Raw genomic sequence first — 20,900 nt, 5'->3', positions numbered from 1 at the left:
CGGAAGTCGGCGGGAACTAGCGAGCTGGGTCGGCTTCGGGTTCCTGTTCGAAACCGACTCGCTCGATGGTTCCCCAGTCACTGGGACGGCGGAATGTGGCCCGATAAACCCCTTGCAACCTCCACCACGTGTGCACCAGGTGGAATCCCATCAGCTCCACGAGCGTCGTGGCCAGGAGCGCGAACACGTCCTTCAACCGCGAATACCGGTGGTATGCGCTCTCTTCTATGAGAACGGAGGTCAGCGATGAAATGAGAGAAAGTCCCACCGAGACGAAGAACGCGAGCATGAACAGTTGCCAGGTAATCAGGCCGGTGACGGCGCCAGCCACGGCGATGAATGCGCCGAGCACCCCAAAGATTGGCCCATAAAACTCGAACAGCACGAAGTAGGGGAGTGTGAGCATCCCGAGCACTCCGTAGCGGGGATTCAAGATCATCTTCCGCCGCTTCGCAATGAGTTCCCCGAGGCCCTGCGACCAGCGACGACGCTGACCGCTCAGCGCCGAAAACGTGTTCGGTACTTCGGTCCAACACACGGGTTCGGCGACGAATGCCAGCCGGTACGGCCGCTTTTCATCGCGCGCCTTTTTTGTGATGGACACCACCAGATCTGCGTCCTCCGCGAGAGAGTTGATGTCAAGGCCGCCAACCTCAAGGACTGCGTCGCGACGAAATGCCCCGAATGCTCCTGAGATGATCATGAGGCCGTTGATGGAGGCCCAGCCGGTGCGGCCCACGAGAAACGCTCTCAAGTACTCCACCACTTGGATCCGTTCGACCCAGCGTTTGGGCATTTCAATATTTGTTACCGCTCCCCGCGATACCGTGACACCGTTTGCTGGTCGGATAACTCCGCCGACTCCGACGACGGTCGGATCGGCGACAAACGGCGCAGCGATATGGAGCAATGCATCCTGTTCCAGAAGCGAGTCTGCGTCGATCATGCACACAAGCTCTTGGTCTGCAGCACGAAGTCCCGCGTTCACGGCGTCCGATCGCAACCGGACGCTGTGCTTACGGATGACCGTCAGGTCGCCACCGCGTGATGCCCAGACATCGATGATTTCACCCTGGTGTTCAGGAACGGCCGCGAGTTCTTTATCGGAAGGGCGTAAGTCGAAGTTGTCTTGAAGTTTGAGGAAGGTGTCATCAGTCGATCCATCATCAACGACAACAATCCGCGTTAGCGGATACCTCAAATTGAGCAAGGCGTGCACGGCGTCGACAATCCCAGACTCCTCGTTGTGAGCCGGCACGATGATCGAAATCCCCGGTGTTAAAGGATTTGCGAACACTTCTGAGAGTGAGGCGGAAGAGGGCCAACTGACTTCGCGGGAGACCTCGAGTGCTCCTCTCAAGAGAATTACCAAGAAGATTCCGTTGTAGAGCGCGTAGTAGGCAATGAGAGTCCACGTCACCCAGTACGTGATTGCCGCGAGAGCTTCCACGCCTATCCCACCAGCAACTCTCGCATGACGGCCTGAGCAGTCCAGAACTCTGTCGTGTTTTCAGGACGAAGTTCTTCAAGCGCCGGGAGGGAAAGGGGCGAACCTAGCCGTTGAATGGAACGAATACTTGCCGCCCTGACGTCGCTATTTTCGCTTCTCAGCCCTGATTCGATCGCTTGGCGCGCATCCACTAAGTTCAGCTGGCCTGCGAGATCGATGGCGAGCGCGCGAACACGATAATTGCCGTCAGCTGGTGTGTCGCTGAAGCTGGCAATCGATGATGGCGCCGTGCGGAGGACCGCCATCGACACGATGCGTGCGGGGATGCTGCGAGATCCATCGACACTCCTCAAGAGAGCGGGGATCAATTCTGAAACGCCGGAGCGCCCGGCGATCTGTGCAGCGAGGCTTCGTACTCCTTGATCGCGATCAGAAAGCATCTGTTCGACCGAGCGGGGTGCGAGGTGCGCCATGGGCGCAAAACTGCTGAGCGCCCTAGCGCGGGTTAGGGCAAACGGCGACTGCATCTTCTTGAGACAGGTGCGGTGAAATTGTTGATCTGTCAGCCAGGCGGTGAGGGCGCTGCGGTCATCGCCGCGCACCTGCCCTGCCGTCTCAGCAACAAGGAGCACCAAAGTCGCTCGGTCCTGTCGGTTCTGAGCGACGCAATTCTCTCCGTCAAGGATGTCCAGAATGAGTGGACGAACTCGGTCTCGACGCAAGTCTGACTTGGCTTGCGCACGTGTTCGAATGACCCTCCGAGCGACGACGGTAAGCGCAAGCAGAGCGCACACGGTCGCGGTGGTGAGCAGGAGCGCACTGGAGAGCCCAGGAATCATGGGAATCATCGCGACAGTAGTGCGGCAGCTCTGGCGAGGAGTTCACGAGATGAAAAAGGCTTCACCACGTAGTCGTCGGCGCCCGCTGCTAGTGCGCGCTCAATGTCCTGCTCTTGAGCCTTAGCCGTGAGCATCAAAATTCGTGTCTTAGCGAACTGGGGGTCTGCCCGGAGCTCAAAACACACCTCGAGCCCGTTGCGACGAGGCATCATCCAATCGAGAATCACCAAGTCAGGAACGGATGCTCGTGCTGCGCCAAGTCCAGCCTCGCCATCAGCCTCGACAAGAACCTCGTGACCTGCTTGTTTAAGTCGGTGCATGACCAACGCCCGCACATCTTCATCGTCTTCGACGATCAAAACAACTGCCATGACTCCGCCTCCCGAAAGGCTAACTTCGTGAGCGCTGTACCCCAAGCGCCCCCACTAGTCTGTCATTAGACGGAGTTTGGGGGCCGCAATGTCGGGATCACAATTAGGTACGCCGGGTGTTCAGAACAAAGTTTTGATCTCGTCGCTATCCACCCTGATATCACTATTCGTCGTGTTTCTGCTGGGCTGGGGGTTTGTTGCTCTTGCCCCGCCCGACTCGCACGTCGCAGCTTGGTGGCCCGCCGCTGGTGTGAGCACTCTCCTCGTCCTTCGACTTCACCGCTCGCATCGGGCTTGGGGCGTGCTCGGCATCGTCATCGTGACGGCAATCTCAAATATGGTGGGAGGTCGCGATCTTGTCGTCTCGCTCTTCTTCGGCATCGCGAATGCATCCGAAGCCTGGATCGTGGTCGCCATCCTTACTCAGCGTGGTCGGGCGCGACCCGCCCTTGACCAACTTGCCACCGCCTACCGGCTCTGCATCGCGGTAGCGGCCGGAGCCATTGTGATCGGTCTTCTTGCCGGGCTCACCATCGTGGTCTTCGATGGCGGCTCCCTAGTGCCGACCTGGATCGGAGTGAGCGCTGCGCATGCCACGGCCGTTCTCATCATCCTGCCGTTCGCGCTGATTCCCCCGCAGCAACTAGCAAAAGTGCATATCGTCGAAATCACTATCCAGTTCATTCTGCTCGTCGCCGTGTTGTTCTATGTCTTTGGCCCGGGTCGCTCTCTTCCTCTCTCGTTCTTGCCCCTACCCGTGATCGCCTGGGCGGCATTCAGATTCCCCACGAGGGTTGCGTTATTCGAGGTCGTCGGAATCGCCTTGAGCATTTCTTTCCTCACGTCAGCAGGCGGCGGGCCATTCGATCAGTCAGGTGGCGTTGGTGGCGACCCCTCGACCCTGATCCAAATCTTTCTGTTGGCCGTCACTTCCTTCGTGCTGTTGGCAGCGTCATCCCAGAACGAGCACCGGATCGTGAATGCTCGGCTCGCTGACCGAGAAGCAATTCTGCGCGGCGGCTTCGTGGGGTCACGGGTGGGTCTCCTTATCGTCGAGGCATTCCGTCATGGATTTGTTGTACTGGAATCGAATGAAATGGCGTCAGCGGTAATCGCCAATGAGAGTGACGTGATTCCGGATGGCGACGGCGAAGTAATCACGCTGTGGGATGGCGCGCTTGCCGCGAGGGTTAACACTGCTGTGCGTCAGAGAGTAGATCAGTTCAGTTGGCAACCGCTCAACGACAGCGCACACTCAGACGTCGACGTGTTGGTTGCCGAGCTGCCGTCGTCAGCTGGCACCCGGTTTAGCATCCAATTTGTTGATACCTCGGCGGCAATGCGCACCGCTGAAGCCCAACAGCTAGCTTTGGAGCAAGAGCAAGCCGCCACTGCCCGGCTGACGGAACTGAGCCGCCAAAAGGAAGAGTTTGTGGCGTCTGCGAGCCACGAACTTCGCACTCCCATCACGAGCATCATCGGCTACGTAGAGTTGCTAGAAGAAGAGCAGCTCGACGAGTTTCAAGCCTCGTCAGTGGCAACGATTGCGCGCAATGCGCGCCGGTTGGCTGACCTCGTCGAGGATTTGTTAGAACTCGGACGACCGCGCGATCTGAGTAAGTCGAGTTCGACCAGCAATCTCTCCCAGGTGGCTGCAGAAGTTGCGCAAAGCCTCGAGCCGTTTTCCGAGGTCAACGCGATTGCTGTGGCGCTGTCGGCTCCCGACCAGATCACTGTCGCGGTTCCGGCGATCGATCTCGACCGCATCCTCACCAACCTGATGACCAACGCGATCAAGTTCACTCCGGCAGGCGGGTCGATTCAGGTCGGAGTGAGCTCCACTGACAGCGCTGCGGTAGTGACCGTCTCCGACTCCGGGCTCGGGATGACAGCCGACGTCGTCGAGCACATTTTTGAACGTTTCTATCGAGCACCGGAGGCCGAGGCTCGCGGGATCACCGGCACCGGGCTAGGGCTGCCCTTGGTTCAGGGGCTCGTGTCAAAACACCACGGAATAGTCGGAGTGGAATCTACCGTGGGTGAAGGGACGACGTTTACGGTCACGTTCCCCCTCGGCGTATCGAGCGAGACTAGTTAGCGGCGCTCGGCCAGCATCTCGTTGTAGGAGTCGAGTTCGGCATCACCGTCGCGGTCGGCTTTGCGGTCGTAGCGTACCGACGCGCGGCGGTCGCTGCGGGACCACATAATGGCAACGGCGATCGCGAGCGAGATCGTCGGAATTTCGCCAACACTCCACGCGATTCCACCACCGATGCGCTGATCTTGAAGCGCGCTCACGCCGGTGTCCCAGCCCATCGCGCCGTACCAATCGGCAAGAAGCAAACCGGTTCCCGTCATGAGACCGAGCCCGAAGAAGGCATGGAATGCCATGGTGGCCAGCAGGATCAGGAGCCGGATGGGGAACGCAGGCCGGTGCGGCGACGGATCGACTCCGATGAGCGCTTGCACGAACAGGTATCCAGAGGCGAGGAAGTGGATGATCATCCACTCATGCCCGACATGGTCGGTGGATGCCCAGCGGAACAGCGGCGTGTAGTAGAAGACCCACAACGAGACCACAAAGATCGCTGCGGCAACGACCGGATGCCCGATAACAGCCATATAGCGGGAGTGCACGATTAGCAGGATCCACTCACGGGCCCCGCGGCTGCCATCGGTGCGTTTGGCGACCGCGCGCATCACGAGCGTTATTGGCGCTCCGGGAACAAGGAGCACCGGAATCATCATTCCGAGGGTCATGTGTCCGAGCATGTGCATCGAGAACAGGTAGCCCTCGTAGACGTTCACGCCACCGTTGGTGATGTAGAACAGCAGCAGCATTCCAGTAACCCACAGGACGGTGCGGTGGACAGGCCAGCTGTCTCCGCGCTTATGCAAACGCCAGACACCGGCAAGGTAGAAGAAGATCGCGAAGCCACAGATCAGTACCCAGATGAGGTCGAAACTCCACAGACTAAAGAGATTGCTTGCTGACACTGGCGGAGGAAGTGGTGAGCCGGTGAGATAGGCCGCGGGGGAGGAGTCGGGGATGTCCGCCGCCACGATCTCGGGAACGGGGGTTGGAGTAGCGGCGAGGGCTGCTGCCGCACCGGAGGCGAGGCCCATGAATGCAAGCTCTGCCGAGACGATCCACCAGAACCAGCCGCGGCTCTTGCGGGGACTCTTCTCGAGGCGACCAATTGCATAGTTGCGATAGATGGCGCCGAAGAGCCCAAGCACAATGAGGGCGAAGACCTTGACGAGCACAAGAAGGCCATAGGGGGAGAGCAGGTTGCTCAGATTCTCGACCCTGATCTCGGCACTGACATAACCGGAGGCGGCTACGACGATGAAACTCACGAGCGCTATCGAGGAGTAACGGCGCAATACAAGAGTGAGTCGTTCCTTGGTGAGGGTCGAGCGAGCGATCGCGATCGCGAGAAGCCCTCCGAGCCACAGCGCCGCGAACACGAGGTGCAAGAAGATGGCGCTGGTCGCCGCGTCGTGGTCGGCGGTGCCACCGCTATGTCCTTGCAGCGCCATCGGGATAAGCCCGGCAACGGAGAGCACGAGCACGAAAACAAGGCCACTCATGTTGCGCACGGCAAAACAGAGCACCGTCACGATGGCCGCTATCAGCACGGTGGCAAGCCAGGCTTGCCCTAGCTCGGTAACGGTCAGAAAACTCGCGAGAACGTCACCAAAGGCGCTAGAAAAGTCGATCGGCTGGTTGCGCACGGCCAAAAAGGTGAAAAACCCGGTAAAAGCGGAGGCCACGGCCCACACAGCAGCGCCGGCAGCGGCGAAGTCGAGAGTGAGGTTGAACTCGTCACGCTTGGGGCTCATCGCAAAAATCGCGATCATGAGACCACCAATGGTGGCGGCAAGCCCGAGGTTGACGAACAGTTTCGAGATCGGAAGCCCCCACCGAACCACCGCACCCGGATCGAGCAGAATTGGGGCCTGTGCGCCGCCGCCGAACTGAAGCCCCGCGACAACAACAACAAAAGCAACAGCCAGCAGCATGGCGGGTCCGGCTATCCGGCTAAATCGAAGCACTACTCAAGAGTACTCGCGGTTATCCGGGAGTGTGCCCGGCTGGCACCGGCTGAGGCCTGCCGTTGGCGCCGGGATACAAAAAGGGCGACATCCCGAAGGATGTCGCCCTTTTTAGAGTTGCTACTTAGCCCTTGGCTGCTGCCTTGAGCTTGCTGCCTGCGCTGAGCTTTACGCCGTTGCTGGCCTTGATCTGGATTGCTTCACCCGTCTGCGGGTTGCGGCCGGTACGAGCCTCGCGGAATGTCTGCTCTGCAGCCATCCAACCTGGGATCGAAACCTTAACTCCGTTGCCGACCGATTCGGACAGCACTGCGAAGAAAGCGTCAACGACGCCGGATACGGCAGCCTGGCTCTGGCCAGACTGTGCGGCAACCGCCGCTACGAATTCAGTACGGTTTAGCGACTTGTCAGCCATAGTGGTCCTCCTCGGGACGTTGTGCAGTTAGTTGTTCCGAAACGTTAGAAAACGTCGGAACCGCTTGGAATCTACCAGCTTGACTTGGTAATTCCGGGCAACTCGCCCCGGTGAGCCATTTCACGGAAGCGAACACGGGAAACACCAAACTGGCTGAGGTATCCACGGGGACGTCCATCAATGGCATCGCGACCGCGTACGCGGATCGGCGAAGCATCGCGGGGAAGCTTCTGAAGTCCGAGGCGTGCAGCCTCGCGTGACTCGTCAGTTCCTGCTGGGTCGACGAGAGCCTTCTTCAGCTCGAGACGACGTGTGGCGTAACGCGCAACGATGACCTTGCGCTGTTCGTTCTTTGCAATCTTGCTCTTCTTAGCCATATTTAGCGCTCCTCGCGGAATTCAACGTGCTTGCGAACCACTGGGTCGTACTTCTTCAGCACGAGGCGGTCGGGGTTGTTGCGACGGTTCTTGCGCGTCACGTAGGTGTAGCCCGTTCCAGCAGTTGAACGAAGCTTGATGATCGGACGTACGTCCTGTGCCTTAGCCATTAGATTTTCTCCCCACGTGCAAGGAGGTCCTTGACAACGGATTCGATGCCACGAGCGTCAATTACCTTGATGCCCTTTGCGGACAACTGAAGGGTTACCTTGCGGCGAAGCGACGGTACGTAGTACGTCTTCTTCTGGATATTCGGGTCGAAACGACGCTTCGTGCGACGGTGCGAGTGCGAGATTGCGTGTCCGAAGCCGGGAATGGCGCCGGTCACTTGGCAGGTTGCTGCCATGGTCATACTCCTGTTCTAGTTACCGTAAGGACTAAGCCTTACCCAAGATCACTTGTCGGCACACACACTGCGTTCTTCTCAACGCTGTACTTTCACAAGAAAGCACCGCATCAATCAGGGTGGGATGTGCGTGCGAGAGTGGAAGAAACCACTCGATCAACGGTATATGTTACGTGCTAGAGCACGCCGGGCACAAGCCGAAGACATCGACGATGTGATGCGGCTGGGTGAAACCATGCTCGGCCGCCACGTTTTTGGCCCACTGTTCTACGGCATCCGCCTTGATTTCGACGGTTGTTCCGCACTCACGGCAAATCAGATGATGATGGTGCGAATCGGGCGTGCAGGCCCGAAAAAGGCTTTCGCCGTCTTGCTGCAGCGAGTCAGCATCGCCAGCTCCGGCCAGATCTGCCAAGGCACGATAGACGGTGGCCAGACCGATTGAGCTACCGGCATCGCGCAACGCACCGTGCAGCGCCTGAGCGCTCACAAATCCCTCTGACTCGGTCAGAGCATCCCGCACAGCTTCCCGCTGCCACGTATTGCGCTTCATGGTTGCCATTCTAACTTTTGCCCCTTGAACTCGCGGTGACCAATTGCACTCCGGATGCTCGGCTCACGCTGTGCTGACGACTGCGGCCGCGGCGCGCTCCCACCACCCGACAGACCAGGTAGATCAGGAACGAAATCGTCGTGATGTACGGACTAATCGGCAGCGAGCCGCCCAGTGCCAGCAAGACACCACCCGTTGCCGCCACGAATCCGAAGATCATGCTGAGCACGGGAACCATGCGCGGCGACGACGACACCCGCATTGCGGCAGCAGCCGGCGTGACCAGCAGCGCCATGACCAACAGGGCACCAATGATCTGCACGGCAACCGCGACCATGAGGCCAAGCAGCACCATGAAGCCAAGCGAAAGTAATCGCGACGGCACTCCACGAGCTGCCGCAACCTCAGGATCAAGACTGTCAAAAGTGAGCGGACGCCACACCACGAACAGGGCGCCAAGCACCACGAGGCTAATGACGATCAACAAACCGAGTTGCTCGCCATCCACAGAAATGATCTGGCCGGTGAGGAGCCCAAACTTGTTTCCGCTGCGTCCGGGGTAGAGCGCCAGAAACAGGATGCCCAAACCCATCCCAAACGGCATGAGCACACCAATAATCGAGTTTCGATCGCGAGCCTTCGCCCCGAGCATCCCGATCAAAATGGCTGCCACAAGCGAGCCAGCGATCGAACCCGCGACGACGTTGGCACCGAACAATAGCGCTGCGGCCGCTCCCGCAAAGGAGAGTTCGCTGATGCCATGCACGGCAAAAGCCATGTCACGCTGCATGACAAAGACACCGATAAGGCCGCCAGCGATGCCAAGCACCGCGGCGGCGATGAGGGAGAACTTCACCAGGCTCAACAGGTCGCCGTAATCTTCGAAGCCCGCAAGCTGGCTCCAGAATTCGTCGAAGGTCACGCGATCTCCTCCTCATGGTGGTGATCGCCCTGCGGAATTCCGGCCACCATGACGCGGCCGCCCACCCGCACAACCTCGACCGGGGTGCCGTACAGCTCGGTGAGAACCTCGCTGCGCAACACCTCATCCGGGGTGCCGATCGTGAACTTTCCGCCGGCCAAGTACAGGATGCGGTCGACCATGCCGAGCACAGGGTTTACGTCGTGCGTCACAAAAATGACTGCCGTGTTGTGTTCGCGGCGACGCCGGTCAATGAGTTCGGAAACCCCACGCTGGTGCTGCAGGTCAAGGCTGAGCAACGGTTCGTCGCAGAGCAACAACACGGGATCTGCTGCCAACGACTGCGCAACCCGCAAGCGCTGCTGCTCGCCGCCCGAAAGCGAACCGATGGGGTTGCTCGCGTATTCGGTGGCGCCGACGGCAGCAATCAATTCGTCGACGCGCACCTTGACGCTGCGGGGGAGTGTTGGCACGCCAAAGCGGTGACCGTTCACGCCAAGAGTCACGAGATCGCGGCCACGCAACGGGGTTCCCGGGCCCGCCAACTTCTGCTGCGGAATGTAGCCAATGCAGCGATCACCGCGGCGCACCGGATGCCCGGCCACGGTGATCGTGCCTGCGTCAAGTTTCTGCTGCCCCAGTATCGCCTTCAGCAGGCTCGACTTTCCGGAACCGTTCGAGCCAAGCACCGCCACAAACTCGCCGGGGGCAACATCGAGGTCGAGTCCCGACCAGAGGGTGCGCGAGCCGAAGCCCAGCACCCCATTACGGATACTGAGCACGGCAGGCGCTGCAGGAAAGGTCACTCGGTCAACTCTCTGACTAGCCGAGGGCTACTGCGAGCGCATCGAGGTTTGACGACATCCATTCGACATAGTCTGACCCCTCGGGCAGTGTCTCGGTAAATGACACCACGGGGAGACCTGCTTCTTCGGCGGCTTGGCGCACTCGCTCAGTCTCGGGGCTCGCCGTCTGCTCGTTGTAAGCCAAGAGCGCGATGTGGTCGTCCTCGACCAGCGCGAGAACGTCGCGCAGCGCTGTCGGAGGAACATCCGAGCCCTCTTCGATCGCCTCGGTGAAGGCGGCCGGAGTGTCGTTGTGCAGCCCGACGTTTTCGAGCAGGTAGACGGCGACAGGCTCGGTAATCGCGGCTCCGCGGCCATCGGCGACGACAGAGAGCTCCTCGGCCTGGCCGTCGAGAGTGTCAAGGTCGCTCAAGAATGACTCGAGAGCAGCGTCAAAAGTACCGCTGTTTTCTGGGCTCAGCGTGCTCAGCTCCGCAGTGATCTGCTCGGCGATGTGCTCCATCGCGTGAAAGCTGTACCAGACGTGCTCGTTGAAACCCTCGATGTGATCGTGACCATCGTCTTCGGCGTGGTCGTCTTCGGCGTGGTCATCGGCGGCGTCATCGGCGGCGTCATCGGTGCCGTCGCTCGTCACATCGTCGCTGTGATCAATCTCTTCGTGGCCCTCAGTAGCGGCGTCATGAGTAACGTGGTCGTGCTCTTCGCCTTCGTCGAGCAGGCCAGAAGAATCAACGGCGTGAATCAGAACCGCGGATGCTCCTGACGCTTCGTAGAGCGCTTCGGCGAAGGGGTCGTACCCACCGCCGTTGAGAACAACGAGGTCCGCCTCGGATACCGCGAGCTGGTCGCGAGCGGATGCTTCGTAACTGTGCGGATCTTGAGCAGCGTTGTCGACCAGGCTCGTCACGGAGACCGCGTCGCCACCGAGCGTTGCGACCAGGTTGCCGTAGACGCTTGTCGAGGCAACGACGGCGATCGTGCCGTCATCTTCCGCAGGTTCATTCGTGGAACAACCGGCGAGAGCAATCGCGGAGACCGCGAGCACGGCTCCCGCCGTGAGGGCGCGGGAGCGCCGAGGGGCGAAAATGGAAGGGGTAAAGCGAGACATCTAGGTGTCCTTCTAAGGCCGAAGCCAATAGCGGTAATGAGATTCGTTATCAATAGCATAACCTACCCGCGCTCAATCAAGCAACGGCCCACTGCGGCTGCCGCACAACAGCGTTTACTCAATTGCCACGATCCGAGGAATAGTGTTCAGAGTCGAAGCACTAACGCACTGTGATGAACCCATCGAGAGGACCACAATGTCGAGCACCCAGGTCAATTGGGCAGGCAACCTCACCTACGGTGCTCTCGCAGTGACGCACCCCATGTCCATCGCCGACGTGCAAGAGCTGGTTGCCAGCTCATCGCACGTGCGAGCGATCGGCACCCGACATTCGTTCAACAGCATCGCCGACACCACGGGCACTCTCGTATCTCTCTCACACGTGGACCCCGACATCCGGATTGACCCAAGCACGCAGACCGTCAGCGTCACCGGCGGAACGTCGTACGGCGCGCTCATCAGCACGCTGCAGTCGCATGGTGTTGCGCTCCACAACACGGGATCGCTGCCACACATCTCCGTAGCCGGGGCAACCGCTACCGGCACCCACGGCTCGGGAGATGGCAACGGCATCCTTTCCGCCGCCATCAGCGCGGTCGAACTCGTCACCGCAGACGGCTCAGTGGTGACCGTCGATCGCTCCAGCGACGACCTGCCGGCTCTGGCTGTGGGCCTCGGTGCGTTCGGGATCATCACGCGGGTGACCCTCGACATCCAGCCCAGTTATGTCGTGCGCCAAGACGTCTACCGCTTTGCCCCTTGGGAGACCGTGCTCACACAACTGGATGAGGTGATGGCCAGCGCCTATAGCGTGAGTCTTCTCGCCGATTTCGCAAGCCCCACCGTGGCTCAGGTGTGGCTCAAGACGCGTCTGGATGACGGCGCTGAACCGCCGCTGGAAGCCACTCTCTTTGGCGGCGAGTGGTACGACGATGCCGAGGAAAGCAATCGCGAGAACGTCAACCAGCGCGCAAGCGTGCCCGGCCCGTGGTCAGAGCGGATGCCGCACTTTCGCCTCGACGGCCAACCCTCCAATGGCGGCGATGAGCTGCAGAGCGAGTACTACGTAGCGCGGCAGCACGGTGTTGACGCGTTGGAGGTGCTGCGAACCCTCGGCTCCCAGATCTCGCCGCACCTGCTGATCTCCGAGATCCGCACCGCTGCCGCCGATTCCCTCTGGATGAGCCCCGCCTACGAGCGCGATGTTCTGTGCATCGGCTTCACGTGGGCGAAACATCCCGCTGAGGTCGCGGCGCTACTGCCCGTGATCGAGGAGGCCCTCGCGCCATTCGCACCGCGGCAGCACTGGGGCAAGCTGTTTCACTATGGCGCCGACGTCATCCGAGAACGCTTTCCCCGCAGCGGCGATTTTCTCGCGCTGCAGCGAGAGTACGACCCGCAGGGCAAGTTCTGGAACCCGTTCTTGGAACGAACCCTCGGGCCCCGCTAGCGCGTTACTTTGGCTTCTTCTTCGTCGGAGCCGGATCGAGGTTGGGCTTGTCGCCCTTTTCGTTCCACGTCTTGAGAATCGACCAGCCCACCGCTGCTATCGGCACGGCCAGCACCGCGCCCACGATGCCGCCGAGAATCGTTCCGGCCGTCAACGCCACCAAAATCACCAGCGGGTGGATGCTCAAGGACTGCGCCATCACGACGGGCTGCAGAAAGTTACCCTCGAGCTGATTCACGAGCACGACGATGCCCAAAACGATCAAAGCCACGACCCAGCCATTCGTCACGAGAGCGACAACGGCAGCTAAGACGCCGGCGACAGTCGCGCCAACGAGGGGGATGAAGGCGCCCAAGAACACGATGACCGAAAGCGGTAGCGCGAGCGGTACTTGCAAGATCGTCAATCCGATTCCGATACCGAGCGCATCGACGGCCGCAACCGTTGCGGTTCCCCGAACGTAGCCACCGAGCGTGCGTACCGCGGTGTGACCAATGCGGTGTCCCCGGTCGAGACGCTCGCCGGTCATCGGGCTCAGGAAGAACTCCCAAATGCGGTCGCCATCTTTGAGGAAGAAGAACAGGATAACGAGGCCGAGCAGAATTCCGGTGACAACCTGAGCCGCTGCTGACACTCCCTGAATAGCGCCAAGGCCGAAGGTCGCGCTTGTCACGAAGTCGATAGCCGCGTTCCATGCCTCATCAAGGGCATCCTGATCAATCGCGAACGGCCCATCGAGCGCGTAGCTCTTCAGTTGCTCGAATCCCTCAACCGCCGAGTCAGATAAGTCGGACCATTGGTCCTGCACGGCGAAAACGACTGCCGTGACCAACCCACCAAACACCACGATGCCGCCAAGCAGCGCGATCCAGGTCGACAGCGCTCGCCCGACACCGCGACGCCGCATCCACACCACAATCGGGCTGGCAGCAGCAGCGAAAATGAGCGCGATGAGTACCGGAATCACGACGAGCTTCACCTGAGTGAGCGCAAAAACGGTCACTGAAGCAAGCGTGAGCAGCAACAGAATCTGCAGCGCACGAATTGACCAGGCTCCCAAACGGTCGGTCCACAGTTCGTGAAGTCCTAGGCGTTTCGACTCGGATGCCGGTGGCGCTGCAGGCGATTTTTTCTTCATGGTCATGCGGCCACACTACCGACCACCGCACCGAATCCACTGCAGCATCGCGTAATTACTGTCGAGCGCGTGCCTCGTTAGTCGAGCAAGAGGGCAGGCTCTTCGAGCACGCTCGCGAGGTCGGCGACGAAACGGCTCGCGACATCCCCATCAACGATGCGGTGGTCAAAGCTTGCGCTCACGGTCGTGACATAGCGGGCGCGCACTTCACCGTCGACAACCCACGGCTTTTGCTTGATAGAACCCAGCGCCACAATCGCCGCCTCACCCGGGTTGATGATCGGAGTTCCCGTGTCCATGCCGTACGAACCGATGTTAGTAATCGTGATCGTGCCGTTCGACATTTCGGCGGGCTGCGTCTTGCCGTCGCGCGCCGTCAAGGTGAGCTGCTCAAGCGATTTCGCGAGGTCGAAGAGGCTCAAATCTTGAGCATCCTTGATGTTCGGCACGATGAGCCCGCGCGGCGTCGCGGCCGCGATCCCGAGGTTCACGTAGTGGTGAACGATGATCTCTTTTTCGGTCCAGCTCGAATTCACGGTGGGGTTGCGGCGCACAGCCCAATTCACGGCCTTCGCCATGATCAGCAGCGGGCTCACCCGCACGCCAGCAAAGTCGGGGGAATTCTTGAGGCGCTTCACGAACTCCATGGTTCGGGTGGCATCCACGTCGGTGAAAACACTCACGTGCGGTGCGGTGAACGCACTGTGCACCATGGCCTTAGCGATGGCCTTGCGCACGCCCTTAACGGGAATACGCTCTTCGCGCTCGTCACCCCACTCTGGCGTTTCGATATTGCGGAAAACACTCGCCTGCGAGGCATGACGAATCACGTCTTCGCGCGTCGTCTCGCCGGCAAGACCCGTGGCAGCAACCTCGGCGAGCTCAACGCCCAGATCCTTGGCCAGCTTGCGAATCGGCGGCTTGGCGATGATCGGGCTGGCGAACGAAGCAGGCACGGATGCCGGGCGCGGCTTCGATGCAGTGGTTGCCGCGGCGTCATCCTTGGCCGGCTGCGCACCCTTGCGGCGACGCGAGCTCACGTGCCCGCCCGTGCCGTAGCCCACGAGCACAGCTCCAGGCTTGTCGTCTTCGCTGGCAATCGTGGATGCCGTGTCGGCCACTGCGGCGGCAGCGTCGTCCGCTGCACTGCTCTCTGCACCAACGTCGGCCATCATGCCGTGGCTCTCGTCTTCGCCCGATCCTGGTGCGGTCAGTTCAACCGACCCACCGACGGACTGCACACTGATAATCGGGGTGCCGACCTCAACAGTCGCGCCCTCCTCCACCAGCAGCTTCTGCACAGTGCCGGCAAAAGGCGACGGCAGTTCTACGAGCGACTTCGCCGTCTCGATTTCGACGAGTACTTGGTTGACGGTGATCTCGTCACCGGGCGCAACCTTCCAGGAGACGATCTCGGCTTCAGTCAGCCCCTCGCCCACATCGGGAAGAGGAAATTCAGATACAGCCACAAGGGCCTCCTTCGTCAGTAGGCCAACGCCCGGTCAACAGCATCCAAGATGCGGTCAACACTGGGCAAATACACGGATTCCAGCTTGGCGGGAGGGAACGGGAGATCGTAACCACTCACACGAAGCACAGGGGCTTCGAGTGAGTAGAACGCGCGCTCGGTTACCGTAGCGGCAACCTCGGATCCCACGCTGACATTCCCGGGTGCCTCTTGAACAACAACCACGCGGCCCGTTTTTTGGGCGGATGTCACAATCGGGCCGTAGTCGATGGGGGAGAGCGATCGAAGGTCTACAACCTCGATACTGGTGCCTTCCTCCGCGGCCAACTCCGCCGCTTGCAACAGTGTGGAGACGATGGCGCCGTGACCAACGAGCGTCACTTCAGTGCCTTCGCGAACCACGCGGCTGGCGTGAGTAGCGATGCCGCTCGACTCGCGGTCGACCTCGCCCTTCTGCCAGTAGCGCGACTTAGGTTCAAAGAACATGACCGGGTCGTTGCTCGCAATGGCTTCTTGAATGAGCCAGTACGCATCGTGGGGTGTTGCCGGGCTCAGCAAACGGAGACCTGCCGTGTGCGCGAAGTACGCTTCCGGGCTCTCCTGGTGGTGTTCAACTGCACCAATGTGTCCGCCATAAGGGACTCGAATTACGACCGGCATCGACAGCGTGCCTTCGTGGCGCGCGGTCAACTTAGCCAGTTGGGAGGTGATCTGGTCGAAGCCGGGAAAAATGAAACCGTCAAACTGGATCTCGCACACGGGGCGGAAACCGCTCATTGCAAGCCCAATCGCGGTACCCACGATGCCCGACTCAGCCAAAGGAGTGTCGAGAACGCGCTTGTCGCCGAACTCGGCTTGCAGACCCTCGGTGACGCGGAAGACGCCGCCGAGCGGCCCAATGTCTTCACCCATCAAGAGAACTTTGCTGTTGGCGCGCATGGCGACACGCATGCCCTCGTTGAGAGCCTTCGCCATTGTCATAATCTCGGCCATTAGTTGCCCTCCTCAAATGATGCCTCGAAGTCGGCAAGCGCTTGGCGCTGCTCATCCATCACGGGGTGAGGGTCGGAATAGACGTGATCGAAGAGCGTCGAAGTGGCCGGTACCGGCAGCTCGAGAATTCGCTTGCGAATATCGGCCGCCAGGTCATCTCCTTCAGCGGCAATACCGTCGAAGAAGCTTTGGCTCGCGCCGCGGGCCCGCAAGTACGTTTCGAAGCGAGTGATCGGATCACGTTGTGCCCAGAACTCGAGCTCGCTATTTTCGCGGTACTTCGAGGGGTCGTCGCTCGTGGTGTGGGCACCCATGCGGTAGGTGAGGGCCTCAATGAAGCGGGGTCCCTCGCCGGCGCGGGCGGCATCCAAATTGGCCTGGGTCACGGCGAAGCTCGCGAGAACGTCGTTGCCGTCGATCTGAACGCTCGGGATGCCGAAGCCTTCGCCGCGCAAATAGAGCGGGGTGCGCGACTGTCGTGACACGGGAACCGAGATGGCCCAATGGTTGTTCTGCAAGAAGAATACTTGTGGAGTTTGGTAGCTGGCGGCAAACACCATTGCTTCGCTGACGTCACCCTGACTCGTAGAGCCATCGCCGAAGTAGACCATGACGGCCGCATCGGTGTCGGGGTTGCCGGTTCCTGAACGGCCCTCGAGGTTCATCCCCATCGCGTAGCCGGTGGCGTGGAGCGTCTGCGAACCGATTACCAGCGTGTAGAGGTGGAAGTTGTCGTGGTCTTTCGGATCCCAGCCGCCGTGGCTGAGCCCGCGGAACATCGACAGGATCGTGATCGGGTCAACGCCGCGCATGAGCGCAATGACATGCTCCCGGTAGGAGGGGAACAGGTGATCTTGGGGTTTAGCGGCGAGCGCCGAACCGACCTGGGCGGCCTCTTGGCCGTGGCTCGGAACCCAAAGGGCAAGCTGACCCTGACGCTGCAGGTTGGCTGCCTCAATATCGAAGCGGCGCATCACCACCATGTGGCGGTGGAATTCCTGCAGAGCGTCATCACTGAGCTTGTCTACATAGGGGAGGTACTGTTCGCTGGCATCGCTGTGAACGAGCGTGCCCTCGGGAGACAGCAGCTGAACCGTCGCGGCGGTATAAGACATTCGACTAATCTAACGCGGCGAGCGTTAGTTCGTTTCCCTTGAAGCGACAACCTCTTGCGCTGCTCTTAGGAGTTTCTCCACAGATTCCTCTTCGCCAACACTCACTCGGAGACCCTCGCCGAGTGCGCGAACGACGATCCCGTGCGACCGAAATACCTCTGCAGCCCAACTGGTTGCTGCCCCTGTCGGCAACCAGACGAAGTTTCCGCTCGGTGTCGGAACGTCCCAGCCCTGCTCACGCAAACCCTTAACGATGCTCTCGCGCACCCCATTAAGTCTGCTCACACGTTCCAACAATTCATCTTCATGTTCGAGGGATGCGATCGCTGCAGTTTGTGCCAGCTCCGTCACCGAGAGGGGAATCGCCACCGCTCGCGCCGCATCCATGACGTACTCCGGGCCAATCGCATACCCAATGCGCAAGCCTGCGAGGCCGTACGCCTTCGAGAATGTGCGCAGCAGAACGAGGTTGGGGTACTGCCCGACGAGGGTCTCGCCGCGCACCGCAGCCGGGTCTGTGACGAACTCACGGTAAGCCTCATCGAGAACGACAAGAACGTTCTCGGGAACGCTCGCCATGAAGTCGCGAAATTCGGCATCCGTCACGACAGTGCTCGTGGGGTTGTTCGGGCTGCAGACAATAACAACACGAGTCGATTCGGTGATCGCGGCACTCATCTTGGCCAAATCGTGCCGGTGGTCACCCTGATTGGCGATCTGCACGCTAGTGGCACCGGCTGCAGATACCAGCAGCGGATAGGCCTCGAAACTGCGCCAAGCGTAGACGACTTCGTCGCCAGAGGCCGCGGCGGCGCTCACGAGCTGAGCGAGCACGGCCACCGAGCCCGCACCGACCTGCACGCTGTCAGCGTTGACGTCGAAGCGTGCGGCGATCTGGCGGCGCAATTCGGCGGCGGATGCGTCGGGGTAACGGTTAATGGTGTGGGTGGAGAGTTGCGCGAGCACTGAGGGCAGTGGCTCGTACGGGTTCTCATTGGAAGACAGCTTGAAGGAATCCGCGGCCGCCGGAGATCCCTGGCGGTAAGGAACGATGGCGGCGATTTCGGGGCGAAGCTGTACGCGGTTTGAGGTCACTGCCCCAGCCTAGAGCCGCGAGCCTGCTGGGTCAGGGCGCTGACATCACAATTTGTCGCGTCGCCGGAGGTTCGAACTGCCGTCAGGCCTGCGGAGCTCACGAAGAGATCCGGCCGCGAGGATTGCGGCCTAGCAAATCGGGGGTGCATAGTTGAACCATGAGAATCATCGTGCGCTTGCTGATCAACGCTCTTGCTCTGTGGCTGACAACGGTGGTTGTTGCCGGCGTGGAGCTGGTTCCTTTTGAGCCGGGGGGAACCTTAGAGATCGTTCTGACCTTCTTGCTGGTGGCCGCTGTCTTCGGAATTGTGAACGGTGTGCTCGGCAACCTGATCCGCATTGTTGCATTCCCGCTGTATGTACTCACCCTTGGCCTACTCGCTCTCGTCGTCAATGGTTTGCTGCTGCTGCTGGTCAGCTGGATCTCGAGCCTCTTCGGCTTTGGTCTAGTCGTCAACGGATTCTGGTGGGGTGTGCTCGGCGCACTCGTTCTTGGCCTCATCAGCTGGTTCATCGGCATTCTGCTTCGCCCGATTGTCAACAAAAAGCGCTAAAACGTGCTGTTGCGCGGCTATGCGCGCTTAGGGCTGCACCCGCGCGTAGGAGTACTCGGTGACGGTTGCCGAGGTAGCCCCGTTGGTCGGATCGGAGAGACGTCGCGTAGCGTTCTGGATTTCTTCGCTCCCTGATTCGTCCATAAGGCGTGCAGTCTCGGCATATTCGCTGTGTTGGTGAGCGGGCACCACTTGCCCTTCGGGCAAGCTCCTACCGCCGAAAGCCTCCCTTTGCACTACGAGCGCATTCGCATTGTCCTGTAGCCCTCCGGTTGCCGGCACAACATCGTCGGTGTGCTCGACCACGATCGTCTCAACATCGGGAGGGACAGGAATCTGGCCGATAGGTCCACCGATCGTGAACAGGCCAGAAACGTTATATTCCCCGGATGCCGCGATCCGTGCGGCCACGGCCGCCCCTTGGGAGTAGCCATTGAGTCCCACCGAACTGCCTTCTGTAATGCCAGCGTCTCGCATCGCTGCTTCCACCGCTGCCACAGAGGCTGCATTCCTCCCGACTGCGTTAGAAATGTTGCTCGTGAAATCCCACGGCTCAGCAGTGCCAGACAGTGCGAAATCTTGAGTGCCGGCGACATAGACCTCGAAGTGCTCTTCGCCTCCCGGTAGCTCGTATCGCTCTATCCGAATCTGTTCGGGGTTCTCTTGCGTGGGTTGCGGAATCCGATCGACCCGATCGCGAGAGCCCTGTGGTGCACTCACGGGCACCGGCGTCGTTTTGCTCACTTGGGTCACCGGGGTCTCCTTCAGCACGCCCCCAAGTCCCCCCGCTCCCTGAACGAGCCCAGCCGAGGTCCCCAGCCCGATCAGCCCGGCAGCGCTCAGCGCCGACACGAGATCTGGGGGGATCCCTGCTGCCCCCGCCGCAAATTCATCGGCCGACATGACTCCGTGTCGAAGCGCGAGCACGAAAGTGGGATCGCTAATGAGTTCGTTCAATGCCGTCGACAGCTGTTCGGGAGTCAGAAGCGGTCGGTCACGGCCACCCAAAACATGAAACCCCACCCCTATTCCCGCAAGCAGCGGAATTATCGGGCTTGCGCGCAACAAAGCAGTGCTCCACAGCGGGAACAAGAACCCCAACAGGGCTGCAGCGTCTGCTGAGAGTTTGCGCAGGGCAGCTTCAGAAAGGTTTTCCACCCAGCCATAAGTGTGAGCCGCGAACCGCACGATTCCACTCAACTCTTCCGCGCGGTTCGCGAGCACCTGCAGCTCGCCGAACGCACAGTTGAGATCGTCCTCAACAAGGACCGCCCCGGCAGGAACGCCCCATGATTCCATTTGCTGAACCGTGAGCCGGTCATCCACCATTCGAATCGAACCAGCGATGTCTCGCGTCATGTCTGCGGCGCGCTGCAACTCACTGGCGCTGCTGAGCATCTCATCGGTGGCAATCGAATAGCTGCCGCCGCCGGAGACGATGAGCTCATCCGACACGAGAGCTCATCTGGCTTGCTGCGTTCATTGTTCGACTCTCGATGCTCTCGATGAGAGACCGCGTCCGCGCAAGATCGCGGTGAAGTTCGCGCACGCCGTCATCGAAACGCTGCTGGGCTGGACCGCGCCAATCAATGCTCGCTAGCGGCAGGAGAGCCCGCACATAGCTGAGCCGCTCATTGATGATGCGGAGTTGTTGGGCCTGAAACTGGAGTGCGAGCTGGGCTGTCGCATCGGGGGGTGTGATCACTGGTCGCCTTTCGACGAGACAACTCTTGCCAAATTGCGACCTACGCGATGGTGACGAACAGGTTTCGGGGAGGCTA

At 60.4% G+C, this 20,900-nt stretch carries 22 protein-coding genes; 3 read left to right on the top strand and 19 right to left on the bottom strand.

Annotation, left to right across the window (positions count from 1 at the left end):
* Positions 1-16 precede the first annotated feature (16 nt).
* Genes FFT87_RS02585 through FFT87_RS02575 form a run of 3 tightly spaced genes read right to left on the bottom strand, consistent with a single transcriptional unit; the run spans position 17 to position 2,660 of the window.
* Positions 17-1,450, bottom strand: a complete 1,434-nt coding sequence (locus FFT87_RS02585) for a glycosyltransferase family 2 protein (protein ID WP_219949816.1) — start codon at positions 1,448-1,450, stop codon at positions 17-19.
* 2 nt (positions 1,451-1,452) lie between these two features.
* On the bottom strand, positions 1,453-2,298 hold the full coding sequence (locus FFT87_RS02580; RefSeq protein WP_219949815.1) for a HEAT repeat domain-containing protein: 846 nt from the start codon (positions 2,296-2,298) through the stop codon (positions 1,453-1,455).
* Positions 2,295-2,660 (bottom strand): response regulator transcription factor, encoded by a 366-nt coding sequence (locus tag FFT87_RS02575; protein WP_219949814.1) that lies wholly within the window; start codon positions 2,658-2,660, stop codon positions 2,295-2,297. The genes FFT87_RS02580 and FFT87_RS02575 overlap by 4 nt, the downstream gene beginning before the upstream one ends.
* 88 nt (positions 2,661-2,748) lie before the next feature.
* Here FFT87_RS02575 and FFT87_RS02570 point away from each other — a divergent pair, with 88 nt between their 5' ends.
* Positions 2,749-4,758, top strand: coding sequence for an ATP-binding protein (locus FFT87_RS02570; protein ID WP_219949813.1), 2,010 nt, complete (start codon positions 2,749-2,751; stop codon positions 4,756-4,758).
* On the opposite strand, the gene FFT87_RS02565 is transcribed toward FFT87_RS02570, so the two are convergent.
* From FFT87_RS02565 to FFT87_RS02525, 9 genes are all read right to left on the bottom strand, one after another.
* Positions 4,755-6,719, bottom strand: a complete 1,965-nt coding sequence (locus tag FFT87_RS02565) for a cytochrome c oxidase assembly protein (protein WP_219949812.1) — start codon at positions 6,717-6,719, stop codon at positions 4,755-4,757. The two genes, FFT87_RS02570 and FFT87_RS02565, sit on opposite strands and share 4 nt — an antisense overlap.
* Positions 6,720-6,843: 124 nt before the next feature.
* Positions 6,844-7,134 carry an HU family DNA-binding protein gene (locus tag FFT87_RS02560; protein ID WP_009773534.1) on the bottom strand — a complete coding sequence of 97 codons (291 nt, stop codon included), beginning with the start codon at positions 7,132-7,134 and terminating at the stop codon, positions 6,844-6,846.
* Positions 7,135-7,205: 71 nt separating this feature from the next.
* Complete coding sequence (gene rpsN, locus FFT87_RS02555; protein ID WP_010204489.1) at positions 7,206-7,511, bottom strand: 30S ribosomal protein S14; 306 nt, start codon at positions 7,509-7,511, stop codon at positions 7,206-7,208.
* A 2-nt stretch (positions 7,512-7,513) separates the two neighbouring features.
* Positions 7,514-7,681: a 50S ribosomal protein L33 gene (rpmG, locus tag FFT87_RS02550; protein WP_009773536.1), complete on the bottom strand. Its 168-nt coding sequence runs from the start codon at positions 7,679-7,681 to the stop codon at positions 7,514-7,516.
* Positions 7,681-7,917 (bottom strand): 50S ribosomal protein L28, encoded by a 237-nt coding sequence (gene rpmB, locus FFT87_RS02545; RefSeq protein WP_010204490.1) that lies wholly within the window; start codon positions 7,915-7,917, stop codon positions 7,681-7,683. The genes rpmG and rpmB overlap by 1 nt, the downstream gene beginning before the upstream one ends.
* A 169-nt stretch (positions 7,918-8,086) precedes the next feature.
* Entirely contained in the window at positions 8,087-8,470 is a 384-nt protein-coding gene (locus tag FFT87_RS02540; RefSeq protein WP_219949811.1) for a Fur family transcriptional regulator, read from the bottom strand.
* Positions 8,471-8,480: 10 nt separating this feature from the next.
* Positions 8,481-9,392 (bottom strand): metal ABC transporter permease, encoded by a 912-nt coding sequence (locus FFT87_RS02535; protein WP_219949810.1) that lies wholly within the window; start codon positions 9,390-9,392, stop codon positions 8,481-8,483.
* Complete coding sequence (locus FFT87_RS02530; protein ID WP_219949809.1) at positions 9,389-10,198, bottom strand: metal ABC transporter ATP-binding protein; 810 nt, start codon at positions 10,196-10,198, stop codon at positions 9,389-9,391. Before FFT87_RS02530 ends, FFT87_RS02535 begins: the two co-directional genes overlap by 4 nt.
* Positions 10,199-10,214: 16 nt before the next feature.
* Positions 10,215-11,306, bottom strand: coding sequence for a metal ABC transporter solute-binding protein, Zn/Mn family (locus FFT87_RS02525; RefSeq protein WP_219949808.1), 1,092 nt, complete (start codon positions 11,304-11,306; stop codon positions 10,215-10,217).
* Positions 11,307-11,502: 196 nt separating this feature from the next.
* Between FFT87_RS02525 and FFT87_RS02520 the strand changes: the two genes are divergently transcribed.
* A complete protein-coding gene (locus FFT87_RS02520; RefSeq protein WP_219949807.1) occupies positions 11,503-12,756 on the top strand; it encodes an FAD-binding protein in 1,254 nt (417 codons plus the stop codon).
* A 4-nt stretch (positions 12,757-12,760) separates the two neighbouring features.
* Here the strand turns inward: FFT87_RS02520 and FFT87_RS02515 are convergent, their stop codons facing one another.
* The 5 genes from FFT87_RS02515 to FFT87_RS02495 form a co-directional block, all read right to left on the bottom strand.
* Entirely contained in the window at positions 12,761-13,900 is a 1,140-nt protein-coding gene (locus tag FFT87_RS02515) for an AI-2E family transporter (protein ID WP_219949806.1), read from the bottom strand.
* Positions 13,901-13,971: 71 nt separating this feature from the next.
* Positions 13,972-15,363 (bottom strand): dihydrolipoamide acetyltransferase family protein, encoded by a 1,392-nt coding sequence (locus FFT87_RS02510; RefSeq protein ID WP_219949805.1) that lies wholly within the window; start codon positions 15,361-15,363, stop codon positions 13,972-13,974.
* Positions 15,364-15,377: 14 nt separating this feature from the next.
* Entirely contained in the window at positions 15,378-16,355 is a 978-nt protein-coding gene (locus FFT87_RS02505; protein ID WP_219949804.1) for an alpha-ketoacid dehydrogenase subunit beta, read from the bottom strand.
* Positions 16,355-17,470, bottom strand: coding sequence for a thiamine pyrophosphate-dependent dehydrogenase E1 component subunit alpha (locus tag FFT87_RS02500; protein ID WP_219949803.1), 1,116 nt, complete (start codon positions 17,468-17,470; stop codon positions 16,355-16,357). The genes FFT87_RS02505 and FFT87_RS02500 overlap by 1 nt, the downstream gene beginning before the upstream one ends.
* Before the next feature lie 24 nt (positions 17,471-17,494).
* Entirely contained in the window at positions 17,495-18,565 is a 1,071-nt protein-coding gene (locus FFT87_RS02495; RefSeq protein ID WP_219949802.1) for a histidinol-phosphate transaminase, read from the bottom strand.
* A gap of 158 nt (positions 18,566-18,723) precedes the next feature.
* Here FFT87_RS02495 and FFT87_RS02490 point away from each other — a divergent pair, with 158 nt between their 5' ends.
* The gene (locus tag FFT87_RS02490) at positions 18,724-19,119 is read left to right on the top strand and encodes a phage holin family protein (RefSeq protein ID WP_219949801.1); all 396 of its coding nucleotides are present in this window, start codon (positions 18,724-18,726) and stop codon (positions 19,117-19,119) included.
* A 27-nt stretch (positions 19,120-19,146) separates the two neighbouring features.
* On the opposite strand, the gene FFT87_RS02485 is transcribed toward FFT87_RS02490, so the two are convergent.
* Both FFT87_RS02485 and FFT87_RS02480 read right to left on the bottom strand, forming a co-directional pair.
* Complete coding sequence (locus FFT87_RS02485) at positions 19,147-20,574, bottom strand: hypothetical protein (protein ID WP_219949800.1); 1,428 nt, start codon at positions 20,572-20,574, stop codon at positions 19,147-19,149.
* Positions 20,564-20,824, bottom strand: coding sequence for a hypothetical protein (locus tag FFT87_RS02480; protein ID WP_219949799.1), 261 nt, complete (start codon positions 20,822-20,824; stop codon positions 20,564-20,566). Before FFT87_RS02480 ends, FFT87_RS02485 begins: the two co-directional genes overlap by 11 nt.
* Between the last annotated feature and the right edge of the window lie 76 nt (positions 20,825-20,900).

Origin of the sequence: Salinibacterium sp. M195, assembly GCF_019443965.1 — a bacterium.
In the GTDB taxonomy this organism is placed as follows: domain Bacteria; phylum Actinomycetota; class Actinomycetes; order Actinomycetales; family Microbacteriaceae; genus Rhodoglobus.
The sequence above is the reverse complement of the archived record's forward strand: the minus strand, read 5'-3'. Positions and strand labels throughout refer to the sequence as shown.

What these genes read in the sequence shown, in the direction of transcription:
- FFT87_RS02500 (WP_219949803.1), bottom strand. Translation starts at nt 17,470, where the DNA reads ATGTCTTATACCGCCGCGACGGTTCAGCTGCTGTCTCCCGAGGGCACG.
- FFT87_RS02580 (WP_219949815.1), bottom strand. Translation starts at nt 2,298, where the DNA reads ATGATTCCCATGATTCCTGGGCTCTCCAGTGCGCTCCTGCTCACCACC.
- FFT87_RS02515 (WP_219949806.1), bottom strand. Translation starts at nt 13,900, where the DNA reads ATGACCATGAAGAAAAAATCGCCTGCAGCGCCACCGGCATCCGAGTCG.
- FFT87_RS02525 (WP_219949808.1), bottom strand. Translation starts at nt 11,306, where the DNA reads ATGTCTCGCTTTACCCCTTCCATTTTCGCCCCTCGGCGCTCCCGCGCC.
- rpsN (WP_010204489.1), bottom strand. Translation starts at nt 7,511, where the DNA reads ATGGCTAAGAAGAGCAAGATTGCAAAGAACGAACAGCGCAAGGTCATC.
- FFT87_RS02560 (WP_009773534.1), bottom strand. Translation starts at nt 7,134, where the DNA reads ATGGCTGACAAGTCGCTAAACCGTACTGAATTCGTAGCGGCGGTTGCC.
- rpmB (WP_010204490.1), bottom strand. Translation starts at nt 7,917, where the DNA reads ATGGCAGCAACCTGCCAAGTGACCGGCGCCATTCCCGGCTTCGGACAC.
- FFT87_RS02575 (WP_219949814.1), bottom strand. Translation starts at nt 2,660, where the DNA reads ATGGCAGTTGTTTTGATCGTCGAAGACGATGAAGATGTGCGGGCGTTG.
- rpmG (WP_009773536.1), bottom strand. Translation starts at nt 7,681, where the DNA reads ATGGCTAAGGCACAGGACGTACGTCCGATCATCAAGCTTCGTTCAACT.
- FFT87_RS02520 (WP_219949807.1), top strand. Translation starts at nt 11,503, where the DNA reads ATGTCGAGCACCCAGGTCAATTGGGCAGGCAACCTCACCTACGGTGCT.
- FFT87_RS02570 (WP_219949813.1), top strand. Translation starts at nt 2,749, where the DNA reads ATGTCGGGATCACAATTAGGTACGCCGGGTGTTCAGAACAAAGTTTTG.
- FFT87_RS02490 (WP_219949801.1), top strand. Translation starts at nt 18,724, where the DNA reads ATGAGAATCATCGTGCGCTTGCTGATCAACGCTCTTGCTCTGTGGCTG.
- FFT87_RS02540 (WP_219949811.1), bottom strand. Translation starts at nt 8,470, where the DNA reads ATGAAGCGCAATACGTGGCAGCGGGAAGCTGTGCGGGATGCTCTGACC.
- FFT87_RS02505 (WP_219949804.1), bottom strand. Translation starts at nt 16,355, where the DNA reads ATGGCCGAGATTATGACAATGGCGAAGGCTCTCAACGAGGGCATGCGT.